At 44.1% G+C, this 15,859-nt stretch carries 14 protein-coding genes; 5 read left to right on the top strand and 9 right to left on the bottom strand.

Annotated elements, in window-relative coordinates; genetic code table 11:
• Nucleotides 1–23: 23 nt before the first annotated feature.
• Nucleotides 24–1,097 carry a cytochrome c oxidase subunit II gene (gene coxB / locus CEF21_RS10875; protein ID WP_123920161.1) on the bottom strand — a complete coding sequence of 358 codons (1,074 nt, stop codon included), beginning with the start codon at nucleotides 1,095–1,097 and terminating at the stop codon, nucleotides 24–26.
• A 165-nt stretch (nucleotides 1,098–1,262) separates the two neighbouring features.
• Nucleotides 1,263–2,192 (bottom strand): heme o synthase, encoded by a 930-nt coding sequence (cyoE, locus tag CEF21_RS10870; protein WP_123916249.1) that lies wholly within the window; start codon nucleotides 2,190–2,192, stop codon nucleotides 1,263–1,265.
• Between the two features lie 695 nt (nucleotides 2,193–2,887).
• Here cyoE and CEF21_RS10865 point away from each other — a divergent pair.
• Nucleotides 2,888–3,835 (top strand): COX15/CtaA family protein, encoded by a 948-nt coding sequence (locus CEF21_RS10865; protein WP_123916247.1) that lies wholly within the window; start codon nucleotides 2,888–2,890, stop codon nucleotides 3,833–3,835.
• A gap of 23 nt (nucleotides 3,836–3,858) precedes the next feature.
• On the opposite strand, the gene CEF21_RS10860 is transcribed toward CEF21_RS10865, so the two are convergent.
• The 4 genes from CEF21_RS10860 to CEF21_RS10845 form a co-directional block, all read right to left on the bottom strand.
• On the bottom strand, nucleotides 3,859–5,286 hold the full coding sequence (locus tag CEF21_RS10860) for a cryptochrome/photolyase family protein (protein ID WP_123916245.1): 1,428 nt from the start codon (nucleotides 5,284–5,286) through the stop codon (nucleotides 3,859–3,861).
• A 126-nt stretch (nucleotides 5,287–5,412) separates the two neighbouring features.
• The gene (gene pyc / locus CEF21_RS10855; protein WP_123916243.1) at nucleotides 5,413–8,850 is read right to left on the bottom strand and encodes a pyruvate carboxylase; all 3,438 of its coding nucleotides are present in this window, start codon (nucleotides 8,848–8,850) and stop codon (nucleotides 5,413–5,415) included.
• 57 nt (nucleotides 8,851–8,907) lie between these two features.
• The gene (gene ftsW / locus CEF21_RS10850; protein WP_123916241.1) at nucleotides 8,908–10,125 is read right to left on the bottom strand and encodes a putative lipid II flippase FtsW; all 1,218 of its coding nucleotides are present in this window, start codon (nucleotides 10,123–10,125) and stop codon (nucleotides 8,908–8,910) included.
• A gap of 240 nt (nucleotides 10,126–10,365) precedes the next feature.
• Nucleotides 10,366–10,647, bottom strand: a complete 282-nt coding sequence (locus CEF21_RS10845; protein ID WP_123916240.1) for an Fpa/YlaN family protein — start codon at nucleotides 10,645–10,647, stop codon at nucleotides 10,366–10,368.
• Nucleotides 10,648–10,848: 201 nt separating this feature from the next.
• Here CEF21_RS10845 and CEF21_RS10840 point away from each other — a divergent pair, with 201 nt between their 5' ends.
• On the top strand, nucleotides 10,849–11,346 hold the full coding sequence (locus tag CEF21_RS10840; RefSeq protein ID WP_123916238.1) for a molybdopterin-binding protein: 498 nt from the start codon (nucleotides 10,849–10,851) through the stop codon (nucleotides 11,344–11,346).
• Between the two features lie 36 nt (nucleotides 11,347–11,382).
• On the opposite strand, the gene CEF21_RS10835 is transcribed toward CEF21_RS10840, so the two are convergent.
• Nucleotides 11,383–12,711 (bottom strand): PhoH family protein, encoded by a 1,329-nt coding sequence (locus CEF21_RS10835; protein ID WP_123916236.1) that lies wholly within the window; start codon nucleotides 12,709–12,711, stop codon nucleotides 11,383–11,385.
• Between the two features lie 154 nt (nucleotides 12,712–12,865).
• Here CEF21_RS10835 and CEF21_RS10830 point away from each other — a divergent pair, with 154 nt between their 5' ends.
• The gene (locus tag CEF21_RS10830) at nucleotides 12,866–13,477 is read left to right on the top strand and encodes a YhcN/YlaJ family sporulation lipoprotein (protein WP_123916234.1); all 612 of its coding nucleotides are present in this window, start codon (nucleotides 12,866–12,868) and stop codon (nucleotides 13,475–13,477) included.
• Nucleotides 13,478–13,514: 37 nt separating this feature from the next.
• On the opposite strand, the gene CEF21_RS10825 is transcribed toward CEF21_RS10830, so the two are convergent.
• Nucleotides 13,515–13,970 carry a pyridoxamine 5'-phosphate oxidase family protein gene (locus CEF21_RS10825; protein WP_123916232.1) on the bottom strand — a complete coding sequence of 152 codons (456 nt, stop codon included), beginning with the start codon at nucleotides 13,968–13,970 and terminating at the stop codon, nucleotides 13,515–13,517.
• Nucleotides 13,971–14,107: 137 nt separating this feature from the next.
• Here CEF21_RS10825 and CEF21_RS10820 point away from each other — a divergent pair, with 137 nt between their 5' ends.
• On the top strand, nucleotides 14,108–14,311 hold the full coding sequence (locus tag CEF21_RS10820; RefSeq protein ID WP_123916230.1) for a YlaI family protein: 204 nt from the start codon (nucleotides 14,108–14,110) through the stop codon (nucleotides 14,309–14,311).
• Nucleotides 14,308–14,727 (top strand): hypothetical protein, encoded by a 420-nt coding sequence (locus tag CEF21_RS10815; protein WP_123916228.1) that lies wholly within the window; start codon nucleotides 14,308–14,310, stop codon nucleotides 14,725–14,727. The genes CEF21_RS10820 and CEF21_RS10815 overlap by 4 nt, the downstream gene beginning before the upstream one ends.
• 3 nt (nucleotides 14,728–14,730) lie before the next feature.
• Here the strand turns inward: CEF21_RS10815 and CEF21_RS10810 are convergent, their stop codons facing one another.
• Nucleotides 14,731–15,723, bottom strand: a complete 993-nt coding sequence (locus CEF21_RS10810; protein WP_123916226.1) for a nuclease-related domain-containing protein — start codon at nucleotides 15,721–15,723, stop codon at nucleotides 14,731–14,733.
• Between the last annotated feature and the right edge of the window lie 136 nt (nucleotides 15,724–15,859).

Here is a 15,859-nt window from a genome sequence, read left to right as displayed (position 1 = left end):
CTCCCCTTTATTGCAAGCAGTTCTTATTCAACCTTTAATCCCTTCATGTAAGCTGTAAGCGCTTCAATTTCTTCTCCGGATAATTTAGGATATTGACCTGTCATCTTGTTCCCCGGCTTATACTTTTCGGGATTGTCCAGCCACTTTTTAATGTTTTCATCTGTATGAGGCAAAATGCCGGCAACCTTTGTGCGTTCTCCGAAGTTTCCAAGATTGGGGGCAATCCGTCCTTCCGCAGGTCTTTCATCAGAAGGTGACACAGCATGGCATCCAATACAGCTTTTTTCTTTAAAAAGCTGTTCCCCTTGTTTTTCCATGGCCGTCATTGCCTGAGGTTTCGCTGTTTTCATTTTTTCAGTCCATTGGTTGAATTCATCTCTCGGTACCGCTTTCACTTTGAAGTCCATTAAAGCGTGTGATGGCCCGCAAAGCTCGGCACACTTGCCGTAAAGATATTCACCGGCTTTATTGACTTTATCCGAATCAAACGACAGCCAGAATTTATTGACGTTTTCCGTGTTCGTATCAATTTTACCGCCGGCTGCAGGGATCCAGAAGGAGTGTTTCACATCAGAAGCTTTAACACTAAAGTAAACCTTTTCATCTGTTGGTACGACTAAATCCTGACTTGTCACGATTTTGTAGTCAGGGTACTCAAATTCCCACCAGTAAAGATTAGCCCGGACATTAATGACAAGCGCATCTTCCGGTTTGCGGTTTTTTTCTTCCATCGGCTTTACATTCGCTAAATCAAAGGTAGCTGCTACAACCGGTACAGCCAGCACAAGCAAAAGCAAAATCGGAATGACCGTCCAGATTATTTCCAGCCGCTGATTCCCCTCCACTTGCTCCGGTATTCGCTTTTCATCCCCGCTTCGCTGTCTGAAACGTATGATGACATAAACGAATATGACCGTGACGACAGCTACGACCACCACCATGATAATCGTGCTTAAACTCATAATCCAGAATTGGTTCTCCGCTACTTCCCCCGCTGGCTGCAGGGTAGAAAGAAACGGTTCTCCGCATCCGGTCATGACAAACGCCGCTAAGATGAACATTGTCATCAGGCGCCAAGTTGTCCGCCATTTTTTCATAGCCAAATCAAACCCCTCTTCCATTAATTTGGTTGTGTGACGTTGTAACCTTTAGAATATTGCGAAAAATATATTTATGGAAAATCCTTTTAAATAAAAGAATTTTTTACAGGGATTAGGATGAATAATGCGCGGCGGATGCACACCGCCACGCTTTACTCATTATTAAACGATCGTGAAGAGGATCATAGATACGAAGAGGATCGTTAAGTAGTTTAAGGAATAAATGAACATCCATTTGGCCCACACGAGGTCATCCTTCATTTTGTAGCCTGACAGGGCAAGTGCAATCCAGCCCACATTTAAAACAGTGGCCAGAATCAGAAATCCAATTCCAAGATCATAAAGGTAGAATGGCAGTGGAAGCAGACAAGCTACCCAAACCATCATTTGCCTCTTTGTCATTGCAAACCCGCGTACAGCAGGAAGCATTGGAATTTTGGCGGCACGGTATTCGTCCACTCTTTTCATGGCGAGAGCCAGAAAATGCGGAGGCTGCCAGATAAACATGATCATAAACAGAACCATTGCCTGAACCGTTAGATGCGGGTCGACTGCAGTCCATCCGATAAGCGGCGGAACGGCTCCCGGCAAGCTGCCGATTACAGTGTTGATCGTGTAGCGTCTCTTGGACCACATTGTATAAAGGAATACATAGGATACAACTCCGATCGCACCGATAACGGCCGCCATCATTGTGGTCATAAGAAGGGCTGCCATTCCAAGAGCAATCAGGAAAATCCCTATCCAAAGCGCTTGATTCGGCTCATATTTCCCCGTTACAGTAGGACGGTTTTTCGTCCTCTCCATAATCGGATCGATATCCCTGTCATAATAATTGTTTACAGCACATGATCCTGCCATGACCAATGCAGAGCCTAAAAGAGCGAAAACAACTGTATCCAGTGAGGACAAAAAGCTTTCTCCGCTAAAATAAAAGGCGAGCCATAGCCCGGCAAAGGCTGTGATCATATTGGAATTAACAATTCCTATTTTTATGAGAGCCAGGAAGTCCTTCCAGGCGGAAGCCTTAGTGATCTCATGAGGACCTTGTTCGCTCATTGCTGTTTCGGCAGCTGTCCTCGAATTCGGCATAATACATCCTCCTTTGCTAATGATGCCTGAACTGAACGGCATCTCAAACCTGTATTCTCCACACTATATACAAGCCTGAATCTATACATAATGATACAGGAAGTACACTCCGAACAAAATGCTCTAAATGATTTAAACAAGAATTCGACAAATATTTTTGACGAATTTGTGAACATTATGTGTCGATACCGTGATAATTTGTGTGAAAGATGAAAAATCTCAGGCGATTATATTTTAACATAAAAGGTGGCAGGATGATAAAGGCGCCATTTTGAAAAGCTCTGCTGAACCTGGCTGCTGTTTTCATCCGACGGACGTTTGCTTATCTTGCGAGATAGAATCAACACCATGATTGAAGTGAAAGGCGCAAGACTCCTGCTTAGAGAAGCGGGACAGGCGAGACCCCGCAGGCCCAAAGCGGCGGGGAGGCTCACCGCCCGCCCAAGGAAAGAAGAGTGCATGTAACGGAAATCAACAGCCAAATTTAGCAGAGCTTTAGAAAAAAACCTTCTTTATTATTTCTAGCAAACTATTTTCCATTAATCAACCTTTTTTCTAGTATTAGTAAAAATGCATCCTGATTTCAAGCGTTTTGTGAACAATGCTCCAAGTGTGTTGTGTTTTGCACGCTTATTTCTTACAATCAGAAGCGTGTTATGGCAAAATACTAATATAGATGAATCATGTTTTGACTCATGGATAAGAAGGTGAATCGTTTGAAGCGTATTGCATTAAAATGGCTTGCCGTCGTTACGACGCTTGTCATGCTCATCGTCCTTTTAGGCGGAGCATTGGTTACTAAAACCGGTTCGGGGATGGGCTGCGGGCGGTCATGGCCTTTATGCCACGGGAAATTTGTCCTCCTTCCAAGCGATATAAACCCTGCACTGATTATAGAATTAAGCCACAGGGGAGCCAGTGCTGCTGCCGGAATCCTTGTACTCGCTCTGTCCATTGCTTCCTGGAGGCTGATCGGGCATATTAGAGAGACAAAATTTTTATCTGTCCTGTCCTTTGTATTCCTTATTCTTCAGGCACTTCTTGGAGCGGGAGCGGTGGTATGGGGGCAGTCAAGCGCCATGAAAGCCATTCATTTCGGAGTCTCCCTCATATCTTTTGCATCGGTTCTAATGCTTGCACTTCTTATATTCGAAGTAGACAGGAAATTTGATGCAAATGCACTTGTTCTCGATAAAAAGATGAAATTCCATATGGTCGGAGTCCTCATATACAGTTACATTGTTGTATACACAGGAGCCTACGTTCGCCATAGAGGAGCCAGTCTCTCCTGCTCAAACTGGCCATTGTGCAATGATGGATCAGGGTGGATGCCGATGCGTTTTCAGGAATGGGTGCAAATGGGCCACAGGTTCGCTGCCGGACTGATCTTTATTTGGATCGCTTATGCGGCCTGGCAGGCTGTTAAGCATTATAAGCACCAGAAAGTAGTATACTGGGGCTGGATTATTTGCCTCATACTTGTATCACTGCAGGCGCTATCAGGAGCTCTTATCGTAATCACCGAATTGAATTTGGCTATCTCTCTGGCGCATGCGATTTTTATTTCCTGCCTGTTTGGTGTATTAAGCTACTTCCTGCTTCTCGTTTCGCGGAGCAATGCTAATTTAAAAAGAAAACAATAAAAGGGAAGCCTGAGGCTTCCCTTTTATTGTTCATTTTTGAACAATGCTATTGCTTTCTTTCTCTGTTCCTGATGATCCACTATTGGTTCGGGATAATTTTTTCCGATAACACAGGATGCTTCATTCTGTTCTTCTTCTGTCATTTTCCATGGCTCATGAATCCTGGGTGATTTTACTTCCGAAAGCTCCTCTACATACTTCTTGATATACTCTCCATCCGGATCAAACCGCTTTGACTGGGTGACAGGATTAAATATCCTGAAATAAGGTACAGCGTCCGTTCCGACTGATGCAGCCCACTGCCATCCGCCCACATTGGATCCAGGGTCATAATCAACAAGGGCTGAAGCGAAATACTTTTCGCCCATTCTCCAATCCAATAACAAATCTTTTGTTAAAAAAGATGCAGTAATCATGCGGAGACGGTTATGCATCCAGCCTTCTTTCTTCAGCTGCCTCATCCCTGCATCTACAATCGGATATCCGGTCTTCCCGTCGATCCACGCCTTCAGCAGACGCTCATCCCGATTCCATTCGAGCTCACGGTAATCCTTAATAAACTCCTGTTCTTTCGTTTCAGGATAATGGGCGTACAACATTTGATAAAAGTCCCGAAAAGCGAGCTCTCGAATGTAGGCTTCTTTGCTCTCTTCTTTCGCATCAGCCTGGGCAATCGCTGCATAGACAGTTCTTGGAGAAATGGTGCCGGTTTTTAAATAGCGTGACATCAGACTCGTTCCCTTTTTAGAAGGGATATTACGGCCGGACGGATAAGAGTCCAGCTCTTCTTCAATAAATTTTTTCAGCTGTGAACGGGCAGCCTTTTCTCCTATCTCCCAATCCATGTTCTCTGAGCCTTTAGCAAGCTTCTTCATTTCACTTTCTGCCTCTTCTGAAACTGCACCTGCTTTTCGTGCATACTTTTCCAGTTCTTTAAAAGACAGCTTTCTTATTCCGTCTTTTCGCTTTTGTTTCCACGATTTATAATAGGGCGAAAACACTTTATAAACCGAACCGTCTTTTTTCAGCACTTCATCCGGTCCATGTATGTAAGCGTCCTGATATGTATTCACCTGAATATCTTTATCTTCCAGCCACTTCCGAACCTTTTCATCTCTTTCTTTTCCATATGCTGCTTCATCTGCATTAAAGAAGACCGCATTAATATCATCATGCTTGTCCAGTAATTGCTGAAAAGCTTTTACCGGTTCCCCTTCTATAAACAGCAAATCGGTCCCAAGCTTTCGGCACCTTGCCTTGAAGTCCAGAACTGTTTCCATAAAATACTGATGCCGCATTCCCGTGTCCGCTTCATTCAGAAAATGGCGGTTCAAATGGAATACGAATAACAGGTTTGAGTCATGTTGTTTACAATACGATAGCGCTTCTGAAAGAGCCTGATGATCCTGAAAACGAAAATCTCTGCGAAACCATACGACTGCACTTCCCATTTTTCACCCTCCTCTAATAGGACCATTCCCTTCTGGAGAAGATTTTAACTGGAAAAACAAGCATGGTACAGATTAAATGTGCTGACAGGTATGAAAAAAAGCAGCCGCTGACGGCTGCTTTTCCCTTTAATTGGATAGTTCAATTAACAGATCCCCGGTTTGAATCGGCTCTCCATTGCTTACATGAATTTCTTTTACGACTCCTGAATATGGAGCCTGTACAGTCGTTTCCATTTTCATCGCTTCTGTGATCATTAAATGATCGCCTTTGTTAATTTTCTCGCCCTTGGAGACGAGAACTTTAATGACCGTTCCAGGCATGGAAGCTCCGATATGCTCCGGATTGCCGCCATCGGCTTTCAATTTTGCAGCAACGGCTGATTTGATGCTTTCGTCCTTAATAATGACTTCACGGGGCTGCCCGTTCAATTCAAAATACACAACCCTTGTTCCATCCGCTTGAGGCTCTCCGATTGAAACCAGCTTCACAATCAGTGTTTTCCCTTGTTCGATGACCACTTCAACCTCTTCCCCGAGTCTCATTCCATAGAGGAAAGTTGGGGTATCGAGCACGGACACATCCCCAAATTGCTCAAACGTCTTAGCATAATCCAAAAATACTTTCGGATATAGAGCATGGGCAATCGCCTCAAAGCTTGTTACAGGTCTGTTCAGCGTCTGGAACAGGTCTTCTTTGATTTTATCAAAGTCGACCGGCTTCAGGAGCTCACCGGGTCTTACTTCAATCGGTTCTTTGCCCTTCAGGATAATCCGCTGTAGCTCCTTCGGGAAACCGCCGTGAGGCTGCCCCAGGTATCCTTCGAACATCTCGACAACAGAATCCGGAAAATCAAGGGACTCTCCACGCTCATAAACATCATCTTCCGATAGATGATTCTGTACCATAAACAGGGCCATGTCCCCTACTACTTTGGAGGATGGGGTTACTTTTACAAGATCCCCGAATAACGTGTTCACACGCTGGTACATTTCCTTCACTTCATCCCAGCGGTCCCCAAGACCTACAGCTTTAGCCTGCTGCTGCAGATTGCTGTATTGACCGCCCGGCATTTCATGCTGATACACTTCGGTATGCGGTGCAATCATCCCGCTCTCAAAATCCTGATAATACTTCCGGACACCTTCCCAATAATGAGAGAGCTGTTCGAGCACATCTACATTTAATTTAGGCTGCCTATCCATACCGGAGAGTGCATAGTAGAATGTACTGGCACTTGGCTGGGATGTGAGTCCCGCCATTGAACTGACAGCCACGTCGACAATGTCGACCCCTGCTTCCGCAGCCTTGGCATACATAAACGTTCCGTTTCCGCTCGTATCATGCGTATGAAGATGAATCGGGATTTCAATCGTTTCTTTCAAGGCAGAAATCAGATCATAAGCAGCCTGGGGCTTTAACAGGCCCGCCATGTCTTTAATTGCCAGAATATGAGCTCCCGCATTTTCTAATTCCTTCGCAAGCTCCTTATAATAGGTCAGATCATACTTTCTTCGTGACGGATCAAGAATATCTCCTGTGTAACAAATGGCGGCTTCTGCAAGTTTTCCGCTGTCACGGACAGCATCAATAGCAAGCGTCATTCCCTTTACCCAGTTCAGGCTGTCAAAAATTCTGAAAACGTCTATTCCTGCGTTGGATGACTTTTCAACGAACTCTTTAATGACATTATCCGGATAATTTTTATAGCCTACTGCGTTAGAAGCTCTCAGGAGCATTTGGAGAAGAACATTTGGAACCTGTTTTCTGACCGTCAGCAGACGATCCCAAGGATCCTCTTTCAAGAACCGGTATGCCACATCAAAAGTGGCCCCTCCCCACATTTCAAGGGAAAACAGCTCCGGAGCGAGCTTTGCAGTTGGCTCAGCAATTTTCATGATATCCGTCGTACGAAGCCTTGTTGCCAGCAAGGACTGGTGGGCATCCCGGAATGTCGTATCCGTGAGAAGGACCTGCGGCTGTTCTTTAATCCACTTGACCAGACCTTCCGCGCCACGCTCTTCAAGGATGTTTTTCGTTCCCGAAGGAAAGTCCCCGATGTGTTTAATGCTTGGTACCGGAGGCAGATCGAAATCAGGCTTCTTTTTCTTGCCGATTCCAGGAAAGCCGTTCACGGTTACGTTGCCGATGTAGCTCAGCATTTTCGTTCCGCGGTCCTTCCGTTTAGGAAAAATAAACAGTTCAGGAGAGCTGTCAATAAACGTTGTATTGTATTCACCGCTTAAGAATGAATCATGCTTCACCACATTTTCTAGAAACGGAATATTGGTTTTAATGCCGCGGATTCTGAACTCCTTAAGATTCCGAACCATCTTGGCAGCCGCCTGTTCAAATGTCAAAGCCCATGTCGAGACCTTAACCAACAGCGAATCGTAATAAGGGGTGATCACAGCTCCCTGGAATCCATTCCCTGCATCCAGGCGTACACCGAATCCGCCGCCGGAGCGGTACACCATGATTTTTCCTGTATCCGGCATAAAATTATTCAACGGATCTTCTGTCGTTACACGGGACTGAATGGCATATCCGTTCGTATGTACTGCATCCTGAGACGAGATTCCGATTTGCGGACTGTCAAGTTTCAGACCATCTGCCACCATAAGCTGGGTCTGAACGATATCCACGCCGGTAATCATCTCTGTAATGGTATGTTCAACCTGCACCCTCGGATTTACTTCAATGAAATAAAATTCATCTCCGGATACAAGAAATTCGACCGTTCCCGCATTCACATACTCTACTTTTTTCATCAATCTCACGGCGGCATCGCAAATGGCCAGTCTGAAGTCTTCCCCTAGAGAAACGCTTGGAGCCACTTCCACGACTTTTTGATGCCTTCTTTGAATGGAGCAGTCCCGTTCAAATAAGTGAACAATATTCCCGCTCGCATCTCCCATAATCTGCACTTCAATATGCTTCGGATTCTCGATCAGTTTTTCTACATATACTTCATCATTGCCGAATGCTGCCTTTGCCTCTGATTTGGCCCGTTCAAACGATTCTTTTACACTAGCCTTCGTCCGGACAATTCTCATGCCCCGTCCGCCGCCGCCAAGTGACGCTTTAATGATAAACGGATACCCGTATTTTTCTCCGAAGCTGACTGCATCCTCATAGTTTTCAACAGGGCCATCGCTCCCCGGAATCACCGGAATACCAGCTGATTCAGCCTGTTTTCTTGCCTTAACCTTATCTCCAAACATATCTAAGTGCTTTGATTCAGGTCCTACGAATATGATGCCTTCCTGCTCGCACCGTCTTGCGAAATGAATATTTTCGGACAAGAACCCATAGCCTGGATGGATGGCATCCACATTATTAGCCTTTGCGATTTCAATAATGCCGTCTATATCCAAATAGGCATCAATCGGTTTCTTCCCCTCGCCTACAAGGTAAGCTTCATCCGCTTTATAGCGGTGATAAGCTCCGGCATCTTCTTTTGAATAAATGGCAACGGTTCTTATATTCAGTTCTGTACAGGCTCTGAATACACGAATCGCAATTTCCCCGCGGTTAGCCACAAGCACTTTTTGGATTGTTTGCATGAGATGGATCTCCTCCTAAGGCAACTATATTAGTGTGTCATATTTAAAAATAGAATATCACATTTTGCTGGACATCGGATTTTTAAATGGGGGAACGGTCTTTTTTACCCCTGCTTTATCTGTCCCGGTACGGTACTTCATTCGATAATTCGCAAACATAGACACATTGACTAGAAGACCTGCAGAAATCATCAATACAAGCATCGATGATCCTCCGTAGCTGATAAACGGAAGGGTTACCCCTGTGATGGGAATCAACCCGGTCAGTCCTCCCAAGTTAATCCCTGCCTGGATGGCAATCATACTGGATATTCCAACAGCCAGCAGCGTACCAAAAGCGTCTTCGCATTTCCTTGCAATCAAAAATCCTTTGAAAATGACGACCCCAAGCAGGCCCAATACGAAAAGGACTCCAAACAGACCAAGCTCCTCTGCAATAATCGCCATGATAAAGTCCGTATGGGATTCAGGAAGATAGCCGTATTTTTGGACACTGTTGCCGAGTCCGAGCCCTGTAATCCCTCCCGAACCAATGGCATAAAGAGAATTCGCCAGCTGATAGCCGTCATCTTCTTCTGTTCCAAAAGGATCTGTAAACCCTTCAAATCTTGATATTCGCTCAGGTGTAATAAACTTGTCCGAATTCATAAAAATTATCGGACTGAGAAGCAGAAGAAATAAAACAGCCAGCAGAGCCAGGCCTGTAATGCTTCTCCAATTCATGCCTGAAACACACACCATCACTGCTGCAATCAGGGCGATGATCATCGCTGTTCCAATATCCGGCTGGATGACAATCAGTAAGCAAATAAATCCTGTGAAAAAGAGAGGCGGCATCACAGCTTTTTTAAAGTTATTAATGTAAGCCTGCTTTTTTTCATAGATTGCTGCCAAATAAAGAATCACACTCAGCTTAACAAATTCTGCAGGCTGCATCGTAAAACCGGCAATCTTGATCCAGCTTTTCGCATTTCCTGCCGTATGCCCGTATAGAAACAGAATACCGAGAAGGCCGACTGAAACAAGCATGATGGCCGGCATTAGTTTTTTCGTCAGAAAGATTCGGTAAGGAATCACTGCCGCTGCAAGAAATGCAACCGTTCCGACACAAATTGTAATCAGCTGCTTCTTAAAAAAGAAGTCACTCTCAGTCCCGAATCTTGCCACTGCGGTGATCATACTGGAACTGTATACCATGACCAGTCCAAACACACAAAGCAGAAAGATGGAGAAAATCAGAGTATAATCATATGATTTTAGGATTTTTTTTATCATAAACTCTCTTCCCTACTTTTTCAATTAATTCTTCTAAAAATTTTGTCTTTTCGAATTATTTGCACACTGCAGATTCAATCTGCCTTCTCTTTCATCGTATCAGGGTAAGCCGCTTCGCACAACGAACGAATGGAGGAATTCCATTAGGAAAAGCATGGCTTGCATCCAGGCCAAAAGAATCCCTCTAAATGCTAAAAAAACTCAAACTATTGTCATGCAATGAGTTTGAGTTCTAGGTTTTTATTTTTTCGTAAATGCCTCATGCAGCACAGATAACTCGCGTTCAAGGGAATCCAGCAGTACTTTTCCTTCATGCTCATACACAAGACCAAGGCGTACGGCGAAATCAATTTCTCTGGATAAACCAAACATTTGTGTATCTAAAACCTCTTCATAGAGAGGGCATTGGGGCATTGTTAAATTATCCATCTGAACCTTGATTAATTTCATGATTTTATCAGCGTCAGCTTTCAAAAGCGCAAGCGCCTTCTCACGATGATCAATCGCAATCTCAGAAGCCAAATGAATCCCTCCGTTCCCGAGCGATTACCTCTAATCTACCTATTAATATTAAAGGGAAAAAAAGAAAAATGCAAGGTATATGTGGGGGACAAAACCTGCTTTGCTTCGCCAATAAACGGCACCCGGTGCATTCTATCTGCATGCCGTTCATGACAAGCCGTCCCTAAGGCCTTATAATGGCTACTGGAGGAGTGATGGAAAATGAATGATATCATTCAGATAACCGGGAAAGTAAAATATCCGATCACCATTGATCCAAGTGTATGGATCTTTGACGACCGCAAAGCAGATCTTGAAAGTTTCTTTAACAGCAGAACAGAAAAAACAAACGATGATGAGGACTATACTAAATCCATTTCCAGACACTGGGACAGGGAAATCAAAGAAGGCAATGAAGCACCAGCCCCGCAGACGGAGAAAAAAGTATTCAAGAAGCAGGAACTTGCTGCAGGAACATTCGGAATCCGGTTTGCTCCCTTTTTAGAAAATGCTGAGATCGGTCAGGATGCAGCATCTGTCCATATCGTTTCAGAAGATGAAATTTCCGTTATCTCCCTTGAACAGGCCATGGAGATGATTGCCGCATTCAGCATCGACGGAAAACCGCTAAAAGAAGATGGACCGATGCACTTATATTTCGGAGACGGGTCCAATCGCAGTTTCCCGATCAAAAAGGTTAAAGAAATCGTGATCTTGTAAAAAAGGAAGGTGCCTGACCGGGCACCTTCCCCTTCATTACAGCAAATCAGCCGCAAGCTGAGCGAGGCCTGACCGTTCTCCTTTAACGAGCTTGACATGCCCGGCAATCTGCTGGTCTTTAAATGTTTCCACTACATACGTCAGTCCATTATTGTACTCATCCAGATACGGATGATCAATTTGCTCCGGATCCCCCATGAGGACAATTTTGCTTCTTTCCCCAACCCTTGTAAGGATGGTTTTAACCTCGTGCTTCGTCAGATTCTGCGCTTCATCAATGATGATGTATTGATCCGGGATGCTGCGCCCCCTGATATATGTCAAAGCTTCCACTTCAATTGACCCCATGCCGGCCAGAATGGCATCAAGCTCACCCGGTTTTTTCGTGTTAAATAAAAATTCAAGATTATCATAAATCGGCTGCATCCAGGGACGAAGCTTCTCTTCCTTTTCTCCCGGAAGAAAACCGATATCTTTGCCGACCGGAACAATCGGCCTTGCAACCAGAAGCTTTTTAAACGTCCCCATATCCTCCGTCTGCATAAGGCCCGCAGCAAGCGCCAGGAGGGTTTTCCCTGTGCCCGCCTTCCCTACCAGCGTAACAAGCGGCAAATCGTTCCTAAGAAGCAATTCAAGCGCCATCGTCTGCTGAACATTCCTCGGCCTTATGCCCCAAATATGATCATGATCCGTAAACAGTCTTTTGACCTTTTTCCCTGTTTTATCCACCATTCCCACCGCTGACGCAGATCCGCCGAGTGCATCCTTCATGATGACGAACTGATTCGGATAAAACGGATGATTCGTTATTTCTATCAGGAGCAATTCATTTTTTTCATAAAACCTGTCCAAATTTCCTCTGTCTATGTACAAATCGAGGAAACCTGTATAAATGTGGTCCACTTCCACCACCCGGTCACTTAGAAAGTCCTCAGCAATGAGCCCAAGTGCATCTGCTTTTACACGGACCAGCGTATCTTTGCTTACAATAATAACCGGACGGCCGTTTTCTTTAAGTTTTTCTTCATTTGACAGATTATTGGCCACGGCAAGAATCCGGTTATCATTTGTTTTCTCAACAAAAATATCCTGCAATTCATGGAAAGACCGGTGATTTAATTCTATTCTCAAGACTCCCCCATTGTGGAGCTGTATTTTCTCATGAAGCTTCCCTTTTTCGCGCAGGCCGTCAATCAATTTGGAAACCTGCCTTGCATTTCGGCCAACTTCATCCATATAGCGTTTTTTGGAGTCCACTTCTTCCAGCACAACAGCCGGGATGACCACTTCATTGTCATCAAAAGAAAAAATTGAATTCGGATCTTGCAGCAGTACATTCGTGTCCAATACATAAACCTTATTCAATATTCCGCCTCCTAGTCCGCATATGGCGGCAGACGCCGCCTTCACTCTCACCACAGCCTGTTCATAATTCGATGCTAAAATATATGATTTTGTGAATAAAGATAGAAGGTTATTTAGACAATAAAGTTAAAAGCCATTGAAAAGGAGTGCTCTTATGCTGCGACCGTTATTATTTTTCATCCTGTCCGGCCTGTTCATGCTCACAGCCTGTTCCGCCAATGAAAATTCCCAAGGTGAGACATCTACTGATTATAAATCCAAGCCTATTACCGTTAAAAACAGTATTGAACGGCCGGTTGACCGTAAAACAGGACAGCAAATTTCCAAACATCTTGTTGATATCGCCAACCGGGTGCCGGATGTCAACGATGCAACGGCTGTTGTACTCGGCAAATACGCCATTGTCGGGATTGACGTGGAATCAGAGCTTGACAGAAGCAAAGTAGAATCCGTCAAGTACTCCGTAACCGAGAGCCTTAAAAACGATCCATACGGCGCCAATGCCATCGTTGTTGCGGATGCCGATACGAACCAGAGAATCCGTCAGTTAGCAAAGGAAATCCGCCAGGGCCGGCCTATCGGAGGCCTTCTCGATGAACTCGCCGCCATTGTCGGACGCGTAATGCCGGATGTACCTAATGATACGATTGATAACCAGGAAAAAGAACCAACCGAGCAAGACAATGATCAGCTTCCAAAAAAAGACCAGAATGAATTGGATAAGCATCAGAACGACGAATCCAATCATGAACTGAAGAAGAACTAGGCAGACAGCGCATAAAAGCTTAGCCGGAAAAAACCGGCTAAGCTTTTTTCAATGCGTCCATGACCTGCTGATCCAGACGGGCTGCTGCTTTTTCATCGTAAGTTTTCGCGTACTGCGGTTCTGCAGAAATCCGGGACCCGTAAAACATGACATCACGAATTTCGGAGATCTCGAGCTCCACTAAAGAAAGCTTAAGCGGGACATCTTCCATCCGATCGTATTTGACATGAGCGTTTCCTATAATGGAATAGGCAGATTCGTTCGCAAGAAGATTAATGACAGCAGCTGGATGCTTATGTATATTTTCCAAAATCCTTGAACGAGTATCCAGTGCAAAATAAAGGCGGTTGCGGTCTGGAGCAAGCACCCATGAAATTGCATTCACATTCGGCGCACCTGTTTCATGATCAATGGTTGCAATGGTCACAAATCTTTCCCTTTGCAAAGCGTCAAAAAGCGGGTCAATCAGCTGAATTTCAACCTTATTTGCCATCTTCATCCCTCCAATGCCGCAGTATACATCTATCATACCGATTTTTCACAAATGTTCCAACAAAAACAGTCCCCTCTCAGAAACTTTTTCAGCCTGTGGTATAATCAGTCTATACAAACAGTTTAGAGGTGTTATCCATGAGAGTAAAATGTGTTATATGTGACCAAGTCCACACAATAAATGATGAAACCCTGCTTGCTAAAAGGCTCCGAAACCGGCCAATCCACACATACACCTGTCCTGAGTGCTATGACCGGATCGAAGTAAAAACGAAAGAACGCCTCAGTACAGGAAACTTCAAGCTCTACCGGGACAAACCTGCTGGAGACTACTGGTCTTGATCATCCGGGGAGTACTCTCCGGTCTTGCCGGCGGCCTCGCTCTCGGTCTTTTTCTCAAATGGGTTCAATGGGCAGCAGGCTTTAAAGTCTATACCCTGCTGCTCAATATTGATTTTATTTATCCAAAACCGCTTCCTGAATGGCTGGAGTTTGCCATCCACCTGGCTGTAGCGGTCTTCATTGGAATCGGGTATGTATTGATCGCCGATAAGCAGCGGGTTTCCGGCTTTTCTAAACAGCTCGCACTCGCATTCTTTTTAACATTGCCGGCTCTCCTTCTATACTTCCCATTATCTCTATTGGCGGAAAAAGAAGTGCCTCCCGTTTATGATCTGGCTGCTTTTGGCTGGTGGGCTGCGGGGCATTTGGTGTTTGTGGGGGTTATGGCATGGATTGGGAGGGGGGAAGAAAGTTGACAGCTAACTTTTAATTTTCATTTCGTTCTTAAAATGGCTAGAATCAATTAAATAGCTTCTACCTTTAGTAACTCCCTCTTTTCTTAAGCTTGAATTAATAAGCAGTTTACTTGCTGCAGAAACAGAAATCAATCCTGTGAATTCTCTGAATTGCCGATTGGTAATTCTATTAGATTTTAGAAGATAATAATCCATTAAAGCCAACCCGTGGGCTTCCTTCGCACGATTTCGACACCTAGTACAGACCCAGGCTTTCCGTTTCCTTTCCATAGTCAGTGTATTGCATTTTGAACACTCTACACCGCACATAATATCCAGATCACTTACCTTGTAATACCCCATTACGTCAAAATCCTTCTCAACATGACTATTTAACAGCAAATCAATTACCTGCTTCTTACTTGAACTTTTCTCATCCCTGGATAAAGGTAATTCAAGTTCTTTTAGCTTAGATAAAATCCCTCCAGCATGGACAACCTGTTTTTCTGCTTCCGGATACTCTTTATTGGTTTTAATAGCAGTAGCCGGGTTGCTGATGACTACCATAGGGAATACGGACCACTTTAAAATACCTTTACTTCTTAAAAATTGAAGCAGCGAATTTTTCTGCCTGTCCACCTGTAAAATAGGATCCGGAAAGCATTCTTCATTTCCTTGCCATATCCGTAGCAGCTGTTTAAAAGTCTGGTCAAAAATCAGAGTTCCCGAAAAATTTTTCACTTCCAATATAAAGATGCATTGATTTGTAATAATCAGCGTATCAATTTGGAATGAGTTTTGATTAAAAGGAATATGAATATTATGCAAAATACTATATTTTTCTCCAGAAAGCTGCTGCAAGTAATAATCGATTGAATGTTCACCCCTATATCCTGCTATGCACTTCGATAAATCTTCCTGAATCTGTTTGCGTTTAGGATGATTCTTCCTCAGTCTCCTTAATAGTGCCTGTAATTTTAAGATTCGAATTGGAGTTCCTCTTTCTTTAACTATCAAGCCATCCCTCCTTTAACTAATGATTAAAGTATACTTCACATACTAGGGTTTAGACGAAACACTAAAAACCATTATTTCCGGCTAAAAATTAAAAATTGTATTTCACCGCATTAAAATATCTACTTTATATTCCTGA

Source organism: Bacillus sp. FJAT-42376, from assembly GCF_003816055.1.
Taxonomy (GTDB): Bacteria; Bacillota; Bacilli; order Bacillales; family Bacillaceae; genus Metabacillus_B.
Note: the sequence above shows the minus strand (reverse complement) of the source record. Positions and strands in the feature narration are given on the sequence as shown.

Bases quoted from the DNA above. Each gene is read 5' to 3' on its own strand.
- CEF21_RS10825 (WP_123916232.1), bottom strand. From the start codon at position 13,970: ATGGCAAATAAGGTTGAAATTCAGCTGATTGACCCGCTTTTTGACGCT.
- pyc (WP_123916243.1), bottom strand. From the start codon at position 8,850: ATGCAAACAATCCAAAAAGTGCTTGTGGCTAACCGCGGGGAAATTGCG.
- ftsW (WP_123916241.1), bottom strand. From the start codon at position 10,125: ATGATAAAAAAAATCCTAAAATCATATGATTATACTCTGATTTTCTCC.
- cyoE (WP_123916249.1), bottom strand. From the start codon at position 2,192: ATGCCGAATTCGAGGACAGCTGCCGAAACAGCAATGAGCGAACAAGGT.
- CEF21_RS10860 (WP_123916245.1), bottom strand. From the start codon at position 5,286: ATGGGAAGTGCAGTCGTATGGTTTCGCAGAGATTTTCGTTTTCAGGAT.
- coxB (WP_123920161.1), bottom strand. From the start codon at position 1,097: ATGAAAAAATGGCGGACAACTTGGCGCCTGATGACAATGTTCATCTTA.
- CEF21_RS10830 (WP_123916234.1), top strand. From the start codon at position 12,866: ATGCTGCGACCGTTATTATTTTTCATCCTGTCCGGCCTGTTCATGCTC.
- CEF21_RS10840 (WP_123916238.1), top strand. From the start codon at position 10,849: ATGAATGATATCATTCAGATAACCGGGAAAGTAAAATATCCGATCACC.
- CEF21_RS10820 (WP_123916230.1), top strand. From the start codon at position 14,108: ATGAGAGTAAAATGTGTTATATGTGACCAAGTCCACACAATAAATGAT.
- CEF21_RS10865 (WP_123916247.1), top strand. From the start codon at position 2,888: ATGGATAAGAAGGTGAATCGTTTGAAGCGTATTGCATTAAAATGGCTT.